Origin of the sequence: Mucilaginibacter sp. SG564, from assembly GCF_013149275.1 — a bacterium.
Lineage (GTDB): Bacteria > Bacteroidota > Bacteroidia > Sphingobacteriales > Sphingobacteriaceae > Mucilaginibacter.
In genome coordinates, this window is record NZ_JABGNA010000014.1 from 97,104 (window position 1) to 110,449 (window position 13,346).

Below are 13,346 nucleotides of genomic sequence, written 5' to 3' on the forward strand. Positions count from 1 at the left end.
AAATTTTATAAATAGCGTATAAAATTTTATAAAACATATCCGTTATAATGCTTTAACTTTGTTGTTAGATGAAAAGAGTCGCCGTTTTAAGCATAGCAGCATTTTACCTGTTACTCACCACAGGGATGTTTGTGTGCCTGGTACATTGTACCGGCCAAAGCTTAATGGGTAACAAAATGGCTATGCAGGCCATGGATAATACGACAACTCACCATCATCATAAACACAGTTCCAAAAGCGATGATTGTGATTGCTGCAAAAAGCATGGCAACTATGTGATCAAAGAAAATATAAAACCAGCCAGTGTTGATTCGCAGGCTCCGGTGATAGCTATCATTACCCGGCCATTTCAATCTATCCCCGCTGCTGCACATTACATCGTTTTAAATACATTTAGGCTAAGCTCCGGTAAGGCCCCGCCGGGATTATCGGGCAAAGCGATAGCTATACAACAACGTTCTCTTCAGATCTGATCAATTAAAGTAATCCTATTTTAAAGTGGCCCTATTATGTCTGCTACTTATTTTATCAGGCTATTATTCGTAATTGCCGGGTAATGATTATCAACTAAAAATTAATTACTTTTAATAATAAAAAATCATGAGAACGTTAAAATCATTCATTATACTTTTCACCGCATTCATTACTTATTCAACCGTTAAAGCTCAGGATAAAACAGCCAATACTGCTGTAAACAATGTACTGAGTGCTTACCTGGATGTTAAGAACGCCCTTACTGCCGATAACAACGTGCAAACCAAAGCAAAGGCTAAAGATCTTTTAACTGCCATTGCCGCCGTACCCATGGATAAGTTAACTGCCGATCAGCATAAATTATGGATGACCTATGCCGAAAAACTGGAATTTGACAGCCGCCATATTAGCCAGAGCGATGCCATTGATCATCAGCGTGAACATTTCACCAGTTTATCCAAAAACATGTATGAGGTAACCAAAGGTCTCAAACTGAACACCAGCACCATTTATGAGCAGTATTGCCCCATGAAAAAGGCTACCTGGCTGAGCGAAACCAATGCTATTAAAAATCCATACTACGGCAAGCAAATGCTAACCTGCGGTAAAACAACCGAAACACTGGCACCGGCTGCCAAATAACAAACAGGCTTTTTTATGAAGACTTACCTTTTAATTTGGGTAAATCTGTTCCTGGCGGCTACTGCTTTCGGTCAGCATCATATGTCTATGAAAATGGATCAGGGTGCCGGCGGTAAGCGGGAGCCTTTTTATACCAAAATAGGCAACAGGGAGATTTACCATTTATATATAGGCGATACTGCAGTAAACTATACCGGTAAAGCCAGACCCGCCATGGCCATTAACGGATCGATACCGGCACCTACGCTTACCTTTACCGAGGGTGATACTGCCGAGATATACGTACATAACAACATGATGATGGAAACATCCATCCACTGGCATGGGCTTATACTGCCTAACCGGTACGATGGTGTGTCTTATCTCACCACATCACCGGTAAAGGCTGGCGAAACACATCATTATAAATTTCCACTGGTACAGCATGGCACCTACTGGTATCATTCGCACACCATGACACAGCAGCAAAGCGGCATGTATGGCGCTTTCATCATCCATGAAAAGGAAGCATCACCTATTAAAGATTATACCTTATTGCTGAGCGACTGGACAGATGATAACCCCGAGCAGGTACAGCGTCTGCTGCATAATGCTACCGATTGGTATGCCATACGTAAAGGCAGCATGCAGAGCTATTCCGAAGCTATTAAAGATGGACAGCTTAAAACAAAGCTTACCAACGAATGGAAACGGATGACCGCCATGGACGTAAGTGATGTGTTCTACGACCGCTTCTTCAGCAATGGCAAAGCGGAGAACACCGCACCACAATTTAAAGCCGGCGACCAGGTAAGGCTGCATGTGGTTAACGGCAGTTCCTCAACCTATTTCTGGCTCAATTATGCAGGCGGTAAACTAACCGTAGTAGCCAATGACGGTGAGGATGTAGAACCCGTTAAAGTTGACCGGCTGATCATCGCCACTGCCGAAACCTACGATGTGGTGGTCACTATTCCTAAAGATGGCAGCTACGAGTTTTTAGCTACTCCTGAGGACAGAACCAAATACACCTCACTTTGGCTGGGTTCAGGTACCCAGCATAAAGCCACACATCTATCTCGCCTTAAATATTTTGAAGGCATGAAAATGATGAATGGGATGATGGATATGCAAGGCAACATGAAGGAGATGGACGGCATGACCATGACCAACCAGGTAATGGATATGAACACGGTGATGTATCCCGAAATAACCGGGGAAGCCGAAAAGCCTGCTGGCCAAAAGAACAAGAAAACCGACAAAATGGGTGGCATGGACATGGGCGATAAAAAAGCCGGTGATAAAGAGATAGGCAGCATGAATATGGGTGACATGGACATGAGCAGCAGCTCCTCAGACATTGTCACCCTGAATTACGGCATGTTACGGTCGACCAAAGTAACCACCCTGCCCGAGGGGCCAACCAAATTGCTCCTGTTTGACCTTACAGGTAACATGAACCGTTACGTGTGGACGATCAACAATAAAACCGTGTCGGAATCAGACAAAATCCTGATCAAAAAGGGTGAGAATGTGCGCATCATTCTGTATAACAACACCATGATGCGCCATCCTATGCACCTGCATGGGCATTACTTCAGAGTATTGAATGGGCAGGGCGATCATTCCCCCTTAAAAAACACATTGGATATTATGCCGATGGAAAGAGATACCATTGAGTTCAGGGCAAGCGAAAGCGGCGACTGGTTTTTCCACTGCCACATCCTTTACCATATGATGAGCGGTATGGGGCGCATCTTCAGCTATGAAAATTCGCCGCCGAATCCCGAGATTCCTGATCCAGCCGCAGCCATCAAAAAGATCTATGCGGATGATCAGCATTTTTACGCATCGGCCAAAATAGGGCTGGAAAGCAATGGCAGCGATGGTACAGCCGCGTTGGCTAACACCCGCTGGAAGTTTTCGACCTTATGGCATCTTGGTTTACATGACCATGATGGTTATGAAAGCGAAACTATGCTGGGCCGTTATTTTGGCCGTATGCAATGGTTGTATGCTTATGGTGGCTTTGATTATCACTACAAGAAAGAAACTGGCGAGCCCGAAAAGAACTTATTTGGTCAGATAAGTAATAAGAATAACCGCAAAACGGTAGTTGCCGGTTTGGCCTATACACTGCCGATGCTGGTGGTAGCCGATGCCCGCATTGATGGCAATGGCAAGCTCAGGTTTCAGTTAAGCCGTGATGACATACCGGTTACCAGCCGCCTGCGTTTTACCATTATGGGTAATACGGATAAGGAATATGCGGCCGGATTCAGGTATATATTCACCCGTAACTTTGCGCTGTCTACCCATTATGACAGTGATATGGGTTGGGGCGGAGGTTTAACGCTTACCTATTAACTAGTTAAAAAAGAGGCTGTATCATCAATCATGATCAGCCTCTTTTTATTTGATTTACCTGGATATTCTAAGGTCTTAGATTACCCAAAAAGTGGGTTTACACTTTTTGGTGTTAACATTTGTTTATATATCTAATAATCAATTAGTTAAATTAAATTTATATGAAAAAAGTGTAAACCATGTAAACCCACTTTTTGCATAAGGTTGAATGGTCATACTTAAGTTCGGCAAACACATCGCTTTATCCAGAACGGCTCGTTAACCTATTAAAAAGACGTATTACATACGTCTTTTTTTTACCCCTTGTTTATATTTTCTTTGTCTTAATAAAATCCAATACCTTTTGAGTTTCTTCCGGATAAACCGCGATGTGGTGATTACGTAACAGGTAAGGCGCACTGGTTTTACCTTGGGAGCCTCCTCCTACCATGATCACATGCGATGATTGCTGCGGCATATGGCAGTTGATACAATAGTTATTAATCATCGCACCTATTTGCGGAGCCATTTTGCAAAAATTGTGCTTGGCTTCGCTATGGCAGCTCAGACATTTTTGGGTAAACATGCCTATATTTTTTTCCTGGTTAACATGCGGATCATGACAGGTATTACAATCCATCTTACTCATGATAAAGCACTTGCTGGCAGGCAATAGCGAGCTCTGATTACCATGCACATCAGGACTTGGGTGATTAGGATCATCAGGCAAAAAAGTCATCTCTTTAAATTTCGACAAGGTATCGCCCATATGAAAACCGTATGATGTACGCAGAAAACCACCTTTAGTCCCGGAATGGCAAACGGCGCAGGCATCCATCTTTTGGCCTCTTGTTAAAGAGGCATAGGTGGTAATGTATTTTGGCTTCTTTTCATCCGGATAAGCGGTATGGTAATTAACATGATTAGCAGCAGGGCCATGGCATCGCTCGCAATCAATACCATATATCAATGATGCTTTATCAAATCCAACCTGCATATGCGCTTGTGGCAGATCGCCGATATAAGACGTATGGCACTCCAGGCATTTACGCAATATAGGCCGTTGAAAATTCACACGTGTCGGATCATACCCCGGACTATTGGCCCAGCCATGCAAAGCCGTAAAGTAAGATACCGGCAACTCAAACAGTTGACTATCTTTCCAATACAGATAGGTTTGCGCGTTAACCAACCCTACTGTTATTTCAAACTTCTCGGCTTCTGTTTGCTTGTTGTTCATGTATCCAGCCTGGTAAAGGCTATCTCCTCGCTTTTCCATAGCTACATGTAAGCCATTACCATAATCCAGGATGTTAAAACCTTTGGCAAAACTACCTTTGATATTATCGGCCGAGGCAGGGCGCGTAGTTTGAAAATGGGCAGTATGCATATAGGAATTATAAACATCACTATGGCATTTAACACAACTCTCTGAACCGGCAAATAACTGCCCCCGGGGATCGTTTTCGGGAGCGCCGGCATTATAACACTGTGTTAAAATAAAACTTAATGGGATAAGGGAAATTAAAACAAAAAAGAAGGTCTTTTTTTTAAGCATGTCCTTAATTCACAAATTGGATACGGTGGTTTAATTCTGATTTTATTGGCCGGGGTTAACCGGTAAAATCAACAACAATTTACCTCAATAATTATATAAAACAAATAAAAAAACAAAGGGCCGCCACATTACGCGGCAGCCCCTCTATATAAGCGGTTATATTAATTATAGCCCGGGTTTTGTTTTACCTGGCTGCCATTGGTTGTCTCGTTCAATGGAATAGGTAAAATTTCATTTACACCTGCTTTAAAGCCTTTAAATGCTAAAGCAGTAGGTGCTTGCCCCCAACGTACCAGGTCAAACCAACGGTGGCCTTCGGTAGCTAGCTCTAAACGTCTTTCGTTATAAACATTTTGCAGAGTTGCCGGTACCGATGGTAAACCTACACGGCTGCGCACGGCATCAAGCAAAGTTTGTGCACGAGCGGTGCTGCCACCACCGTTCAGATCGGCCTCAGCTTCCATCAGGTAAGTATCAGCCAAACGGATCTCGATGTAGTCGTTAGGCCAGTTAAGTTCAGTAATACCAGTTGTTACCTTATTGGCGTTTATAGGCGCGTATTTTTGTATAAAGTAACCGGTGTTCTGATAGCTTGGCGAATAGCTTGTTTTAGTAGCCTTGGTTAAACTGTCGATATTTGCAATAGTGTAACCATAACGTGGATCACCTTTCATCGCAGTAGCTAACTGTGTAGTAACAGGGCTAAAACCATAACCACCGCTGTAGTAAATTGGACCGGTGTAGCTTCTTGGACCAACCATTTGCACGTACACGTTTGATTTAAACTGATCCCAGTTGCTCCAGGTATAGCTTTGCGTGCCAGAGTGTACTAACTCAAAGATCGATTCGCTATTGAACTTATTTTTAATGCTGAATATATCAACGTAGTTAGCCAGTAGCTTATAATTGTAATTAGTGTTTACATCATTTAATAAACGGGCGGCATCTGACCATTTTTTCTCATACAGGTAAACTTTACCTAGAAGGGCCTTAGCAGCACCTTGAGATACACGGCCATTTTCGGCAGGGGCAATAGTTACCGGTAAGCCGTCAATAGCGGCTAACAGGTCTTTTTCTATCTGCGCATAGGTAGTCTCGGCTGGTACTTGTGGCTGTTGATATACATTATTAAGTGTTAACGTAGATAATATCAAAGGCACATTTTTAAATAATCTAACCAGGTCAAAGTAATAATGCGCACGCAGGAATTGGCCTTCAGCGGTATATCTTTTTAACAGGTCGGCACTCAACCCTGGCACTTTAGGTAATTGTTCCAACAATACGTCGGTACGGTTTACACCCTGAAAGTTGATAGCCCAGAATTGATTCTGCGGACCAACAGTTGGTGATAGGGTATAATTATTAATGGCCTGCCATGCCGGTACATCTGACGAACTACCACCACCTGCATAACAATCGTCTGAGGCTGCATTCAAAGCTCCCAGGGGTGATGAGTACGTATTATCAATACCGCCTGTTTCAGTAACCAAAGGGTCATAAGCTGCCACTACTGCGGTAAGCGCCTCCGCAGGGTTAGCATAATAGTTTGACTGAAGAAACTGTCCTTGTGGCTGTAACTCCAGGAATGATTTTTTACAAGAAGCTAAAGCACCAACACCCAGCAAAACTGCTCCTGTATATAAAATATATTTTGATTTCATGATCAATCTTGTTATTTGTTATTATAAAGTAATGTCTAAACCAGCCATAAATGTGCGTGCCTGAGGATAAATACCCATATCGATACCACCGCTTATTTCAGGATCATAACCTTTATAACCAGTAATGGTTACCAGGTTGTTGCTGCTCAGGAATACCCTAACCTTTTTAACATCTGCCGACTTTAACCAGCTTTGTGGCAAATTGTAACCTAACTGCAAGGTTTTGATGCGGAAGTAAGCACCATTTTGCAGGTAAAAGTTCGACGGATTTTTAAAGTTATTATTAGGGTCGGCATCAGTTAAACGTGGATAGTTGCTGCCTGTATTATCAGGTGTCCATGCGTTTAAGGCCGCTATCGGGTAATTAGCCGAAGCAATATCTAACCTGCGGTAAGCCTGGTAAATTTTATTACCCCAAACACCCTGGCCAAATATTCTGATGTCAAAATTTTTGTAGCTGGCGTTAAAATTCACCCCATAAGTAAAGGTTGGCAACGGATTACCCAGGAATTTACGATCATTTGCCGTTATCTTGCCATCACCATCAACATCTGCCCATTTAAAATCGCCAGGTTTGGCATTAGGCTGAATTAACTGCCCATTTTTGGTATAGGCGTTAATTTCTGCTTGTGAGTGGAACACGCCCAGCTCCTGGAAGCCATAGAACGCCCCAACCGGCTGGCCTACGGCTGTACGGCCAATTTCATAGGTTGAACTTTGCACGGTACCTACCGTAAAGTAGTTAATCTGGTTACCCAGGCTGGTTACCTCGTTGTGGTTATAGGAGATATTACCACCTAAGTTATATTTAAAATCACCCACATTACCGGTATATCCCAAACTTAACTCCACACCTTTGTTTTCCATGTCACCAACGTTAGCATAAGGCTGGCCAACAAAACCGGCATAGGCTGGCAATTGTATTTGCTGCAGCATGCCTTTGGTTAACTTTCTGTAAACATCAAAAGTTACGCTCAGGTTATTAAATAACGTTGCATCGAAGCCAAGATCGGCAGTACGGGTTTCTTCCCATTTCAGGGCCGGGTTAGCCGGAGCATTTGGGCTGTAACCTATAATCAGGTTATCGTTACCAAATACATAGTTACGACCGCTGCCAATAGTTGCGGCATAGGCAAAATCGCCCAGGGCCATTTCGTTACCTACTATACCGTATGAACCACGCACTTTAATAAAGTCAACGAAGGTATTTTTAGGGAACCAATCTTCGCGGGTGATTACATAACCCGCTTCTGCTGATGGGAAGGTACCGTATATATTGTTGGTACCAAATCTTGATGATCCGTCACGGCGGATAATACCAGTAAACAAGTATTTCTGATCGTAATCATAAGTTACCCTTCCAAAATAAGATGCCAGTGTATGCGGTTGAATTTTAGTTGGATCAATACCGGTAGCTATTCTGTTAGTAGCCGGTAAAGCAAAACCAGTAGAAGCGTCAGCAAATGAATTTACGGGTTCGCCTATAAATGTACCACCTAAAACTGATGCTGAATATTTTTGAGCACTGGTACCCACTAAAGCACTTAGGTTATGCTTTCCGAATGAGCGGGTATAGGTGGCCGTGTTATCCCAGTTCCATGTCAGGTTCCGGTCGTTTTCCTGATACTGGGATGTATTTGAAAGATTGCTTGTGCTTGAATTTAAATAGTAAAGAGGTGTAAAACCATCCTGGCCATAATAAGCCTGTTTAGCACCTATCTGTGTACGGATCTTTAAACCTGCAATCGGCTCAATCTCGGCAAATGCATTACCCAAAAGATTGGTAGCATAGGAATAATTACCTAAACGGGTTTGTGCATATGCAAAAGGATTTGTGATTTCCTGTGATACGTAATTGGATATACCATAAGGTAAGCCTTGGGCATTTCTTACAATATAGTTGGCCTGGTTGGTATAGACAGACGCGTTTGGTTGTGCATTAATGTCACTTACGGTTACCGGGGTAAGCGGGTCAAGATTTAAAGCAGAACTAAGCGGGCCGCCAAATACACTATTAGTATTACCTACACTTTTATTACGATTATAAGAATAAGTAAAGTTTTCTCCTATCGTAAACCATTTTTTTACTTTATAGGAGGTATTGGTTGTAAAGTTAAATTTCTTGTAATCAGAAATATCAGGCATTACAATACCTTTTTGATCCAGGTAGCCAAAAGAAGTATAGTAGGTAGCTTTATCGGTAGCACCACTGATGTTCAAGTTGTGGTTTTGAATCAAAGCATTGTTGCTAAAGATCTCATTCTGCCAGTTGGTACCTGCACCTAATGATCCGGGATTGCTGAATATAGGAGCTTTACCATCATTGATCTGTGCCTGGTTTCTTAATGTAGCGTATTGTGAAGCATCAGCCAGTTTTACTTTGCTCACCGGACCCTGAAAACCAATATAGCCATTATAGCTAATTACAGCATCACCTTTTTTACCCTTTTTAGTAGTAATGAGGATAACACCATTTGATGACCGTGAACCGTAGATGGCTGCAGACGCATCCTTTAATACCTCCATCGATTCAATATCATTTGGATTCAATAACGTTATGTCATCAACAACAACACCGTCAACAACATATAACGGATCGCTGTTTTGCCTCGAAGTAACACCCCTCACACGTATTTGCGGAGCTGCTCCCGGCTGGCCTGAGCTTTGTACAACGCTTACACCTGTAACACGCCCTCTTAAAGCATCATCAACGCGAGTTACCTGTTGATCTTGTATATCGGCTGCTTTAACGCTGCTGATAGCACCGGTAACGGTAGCTTTCTTTTGAGTACCGTAACCAACTACTACAACCTCATTCAGGTTTTTAACGTTTTCTTCAAGGGTTATGGTGATACTGGTTTGGTTTCCAACAGTTACCTCCTTGTTATTGTAACCAATATAGGCTATTACCAATATAGCGTTAGGGCCGGCCACGTTTAGCTTAAAATTACCATTCAAATCAGTTGATACCCCGTTAGTGGTGCCCTTTTCTAAAATGCTGGCTCCGATGATGGGCTCTCCACTTTTGTCAACAACCTTACCGCTTACTGGTGTTGCAGCAACATCTGCTACTGCATTTACCGGAGCAATTTCGGCAGCCGGAGCTGTTTCAGTAATCGCGCCAGCTTTACCCAGTACAATTCTGTCCTGAAGTACCTCGTAACTGATGCCCTTACTTTTTAATACTTCATCAAGTACGTTTTTTAGCGATTCATTTTCCATATTAACGGAAACCCTTTGATTGCCATTGATCGCTGTACTGCTGTATATAAATTTAATTTTATCATTTTTTTGTAAATGACTCAATACATCAACCAGGGTGGTATTGTTTAATGATATACTTATCTTTTTATCAAGTATACCCTGGGCACTCAAAGTATTTGAGTAGGCCATACCACTTAACATGGTTGATATCAGAATTTGAATAAATGTTATCCTCATGATTTGATACCAGGGAATAGGAGTTCGTAAACGAAATTTCATATATTTGTTATGTTTCTTTTTAAAAATGAGACAATTAACGCCCCTCCACCATCTAAAATGGTGTCACTTGATTTGGGCTCATCTAAAACTTAGGAGTGGTCGCAACACTTCTAAGTTTTTTTATTTTACCAGTGTTCGGCTGGATTTATAACTGATTTTTAGGATTTTGTTCTCTCTTTCATTCAATCATGGGTTTGGTTAATAGTTGGTTTATTTAAGTTCGATGGTGTTATTTTTTATTTCGTAATCAATACTTAACGACTTATTAAGCGCCTCCAAAACATCGGGCAGGTTAAAACCGGTAAAATCGGCGTTAAGCATGTAATGGTTTAATTTTTCGTTAACCACAATAATGTGTGTTTTATACCTGGCATTTAGTGCCGGTACAATATCTTTCATCAGCTTATTATCAAATAAAAGGTTCTCATGATTCCATATTTTAAGCGCCCTTTCATCAGATTTGATGATAGGCTTTAAGGTATGATCATGCGCAGAGTACACCGCCTTTTGATGTGGATAAAGCATCACATCTCCGCTTACTATATTTAACTGCGTGTTATTTATGCTTTGTTTGGTTTTAATACTTACCGACACTTTACCAGTTACAACTGCCACATCAGCTTCACTGCTTTTATCATTATCACGCACACGGAAACTTGTTCCCCATACTTTGGTAATGATAGAATGACTGCTGATAATAAATGGACGCGCCGGATTTTTGGTAACCTCAAAAAAGCATTCGCCCGACATGGATACCATGCGTGCCGATGCTGCAAATACCTTTGGATATTTTAACTGCGCATTTGGATTTAACCAAACCGTTGTGCTATCCGGAAGTCTTGATTTATAAATACGGTGGGAATTATTGGTAATTACAACTATTTCCTGCTGGTTATCTGTAAATGTATCTTTGTTGTCTTTACTTGCTCTGCGATATAAGCCTAATATTATGGCTACCAAAAGCACTGCAGCCACCGAACCGATCCATAACCAGGTATTTCTCTTATTTACTACTGGTATTTCTTCGTCATCTACAGCATCTATATGATCCAGAATACTGTTATATATCTTTTCTTCCAACACTTTTTGCTGAGCGGCATTCAGAGTCGAAGTATAGCCCGCGTCATGATCAAATGATTGGTACCATTGTTTTACCAAGGCAGCCTCAGCGTCTGTGCATTCGCCATTAATATACCTTTCCAGTAATTCAATAGATAGATGTTCTTTCATGAAAAGAAAAAATTCGGTTTATACTATCATCGACGTTTGAGAAAGGCACATCCCTTAGTCTGGATAAAAAAAAATTAAAAAAATTCATTGGTGACCTTATTTATAAAAGAAATTTTAAAATACAGTTGACAAAGTCAACTATATTTATCTATGTTTGTTTCATGGCTACATTCACAAATCCTATAGCTAACATCCGGGCCTTTAACCGATTTTATACCGATATTATTGGTCTGCTCGATAGGCATTTACTACATAGCAGGTACTCCCTGGCCGAAGCACGGATCATTTATGAAATATCCGTAGGCGAAAATTTGCAGGCATCACAGATCATGACGGCTATGCATATTGACAAGAGTTATTTAAGCCGACTGTTAAAAAAATTGGAAAAAGAAGGCCTCATCATTAAAAAACCGTCGGAGCAAGATGCAAGGGCCATGTTCATTTCGTTAACCGCAAAGGGATTAAGGGAATTTAACATCCTTAATAAAGCCTCGGATGAACAGATCAGCGCAATGACCACGGGCTTGAAAGCCTCAGATCAGCAGCAATTAGTTAACCACATGAACGCCATTATGAACATTTTAACAAAAACCGCTATAATTTAATCCAGATGGATACCCCATTAACATTAAACGACATTAAGCTAAGGACCCGCTTACTTCCGGGCGACCTCGGCTATATTGCTTATATACATGGCAAACAATATGCACAAGAGCTGGGCTATGGCTTAAACTTCGAAGTTTATGTATTGGAAGGATTACAAGAATTTGCCCGGCACTATAATCCGGCAAAAGACAGGGTTTGGATATGTGAACATAATGACAAAATCATTGGTTTCCTTATCGGTTTTCATCGTGGAGAGACCGTTCAGTTACGGTACTTTATTTTTTTGCCCGAATATCGTGGCATAGGTCTTGGTAAAAAATTAATGGATGAGTTCATGGCCTATATGCGAGAGATGGGATATAAAGAAGCCTACTTGTGGACTACCAACGAACAACAACCAGCCATTGCTTTATATACAAAATATGGATTTCGTCTTGTTGAAGAAAAAATTTCTCATTCGTTTGACAAAGCTCTTATGGAATTAAGATATGATCTTGTTCTGACAGATTAAATACAAAAGGGAGGGAATTAACGCCTGATTACGCTACCCGGACTGATAGATTTAAAAAGATTGATGAACGGGTTGTTTATCTGAGGCATACGAAAACCGATTGAATACATAACCGTAGCTTGCAAAACCAACACAAATATCAGGTAATGCGTTAGGGTTAAGCGTATCTGCTTGAGGGCCCTTGTCAGATGCTGTTCCACCGTTTTTTCAGATATGCCTAAATAGCTGGCTATTTCCTTATTGCTTTTATGTTCTTTACGGCTTAGTTCAAATACGGAGCGGCATTTATCTGGCAGGTGACTTATTTCTTCGTCAATGGTATATACAAGATCTTTCAACATGATCGAATCTTCGGTTGAATTATCAACTTCAGTATGCACAACTTTAAAAGCTTCTTTATACCTTGAACGCACTAATTCTTTCCGATAAATGTCAATTACATGGTTAGCTATGGCCGAATGCAAGTATGCACCAATAGTAGTGTTGATCTGGAGTACTTGCCTTTTCGTCCAGAGGTTAGTAAATAGTTCTTGCACAACTTCCTCGGCCAACTCCCTGCTTCTTAATCTTTTATATGCCTCATCAAACAACTTTTTCCAGTACCGGGAGTATATCTCGCGGAACGCACCAAGCCTGTCTTGCTTCAGCAATCGTATCAGTTCCTCTTCGGACAGCTCTTCTGTGAAATCAATCATAAACCAGGTAACAGTAGGTTAATAGGATGTAATTAAAACATTAACCAATCAACAAAACTGAAAAAAAAATAACAACCAACCAAGCCTGGATTGTAATAGTTTCGTTTAATTTTCATTTCTCCTCGTAACATTTTAGCTATTAAAAGTTTACAAAGTGTCAT

The 13,346-nt window shown here is 41.3% G+C and carries 10 protein-coding genes; 5 read left to right on the forward strand and 5 right to left on the reverse strand.

Translation table 11 applies throughout. The features are described 5' to 3' along the window. The first annotated feature begins 68 nt into the window (after positions 1–68). The 3 genes from FHW89_RS25055 to FHW89_RS25065 all read left to right on the forward strand — a co-directional run bounded on the left by FHW89_RS25055 (position 69) and on the right by FHW89_RS25065 (position 3,462). A complete protein-coding gene (locus tag FHW89_RS25055) occupies positions 69–473 on the forward strand; it encodes a DUF2946 family protein (RefSeq protein ID WP_172337795.1) in 405 nt (134 codons plus the stop codon). Positions 474–600: 127 nt separating this feature from the next. Beyond that, positions 601–1,116, forward strand: a complete 516-nt coding sequence (locus FHW89_RS25060; RefSeq protein WP_172337796.1) for a DUF3347 domain-containing protein — start codon at positions 601–603, stop codon at positions 1,114–1,116. A gap of 15 nt (positions 1,117–1,131) precedes the next feature. Next, on the forward strand, positions 1,132–3,462 hold the full coding sequence (locus FHW89_RS25065) for a multicopper oxidase domain-containing protein (protein ID WP_216650690.1): 2,331 nt from the start codon (positions 1,132–1,134) through the stop codon (positions 3,460–3,462). Between the two features lie 307 nt (positions 3,463–3,769). On the opposite strand, the gene FHW89_RS25070 is transcribed toward FHW89_RS25065, so the two are convergent. From FHW89_RS25070 to FHW89_RS25085, 4 genes are all read right to left on the reverse strand, one after another. Continuing rightward, positions 3,770–4,999 carry a multiheme c-type cytochrome gene (locus tag FHW89_RS25070; protein WP_172337797.1) on the reverse strand — a complete coding sequence of 410 codons (1,230 nt, stop codon included), beginning with the start codon at positions 4,997–4,999 and terminating at the stop codon, positions 3,770–3,772. Positions 5,000–5,160: 161 nt separating this feature from the next. Further along, on the reverse strand, positions 5,161–6,660 hold the full coding sequence (locus FHW89_RS25075; protein ID WP_172337798.1) for a RagB/SusD family nutrient uptake outer membrane protein: 1,500 nt from the start codon (positions 6,658–6,660) through the stop codon (positions 5,161–5,163). A gap of 21 nt (positions 6,661–6,681) precedes the next feature. Next, positions 6,682–10,101, reverse strand: coding sequence for a TonB-dependent receptor (locus tag FHW89_RS25080; RefSeq protein ID WP_216650691.1), 3,420 nt, complete (start codon positions 10,099–10,101; stop codon positions 6,682–6,684). Between the two features lie 252 nt (positions 10,102–10,353). Then, on the reverse strand, positions 10,354–11,373 hold the full coding sequence (locus FHW89_RS25085) for a FecR family protein (protein WP_172337799.1): 1,020 nt from the start codon (positions 11,371–11,373) through the stop codon (positions 10,354–10,356). A 161-nt stretch (positions 11,374–11,534) separates the two neighbouring features. On the opposite strand from FHW89_RS25085, the gene FHW89_RS25090 reads away from it, so the two are divergent. Continuing rightward, complete coding sequence (locus FHW89_RS25090) at positions 11,535–11,978, forward strand: MarR family winged helix-turn-helix transcriptional regulator (RefSeq protein WP_172337800.1); 444 nt, start codon at positions 11,535–11,537, stop codon at positions 11,976–11,978. 5 nt (positions 11,979–11,983) lie between these two features. Further along, positions 11,984–12,490 carry a GNAT family N-acetyltransferase gene (locus FHW89_RS25095; protein ID WP_172337801.1) on the forward strand — a complete coding sequence of 169 codons (507 nt, stop codon included), beginning with the start codon at positions 11,984–11,986 and terminating at the stop codon, positions 12,488–12,490. Positions 12,491–12,507: 17 nt separating this feature from the next. Here FHW89_RS25095 and FHW89_RS25100 read toward each other — a convergent pair whose 3' ends face one another. Beyond that, positions 12,508–13,185, reverse strand: a complete 678-nt coding sequence (locus tag FHW89_RS25100) for an RNA polymerase sigma factor (RefSeq protein ID WP_172337802.1) — start codon at positions 13,183–13,185, stop codon at positions 12,508–12,510. Positions 13,186–13,346: the final 161 nt, after the last annotated feature.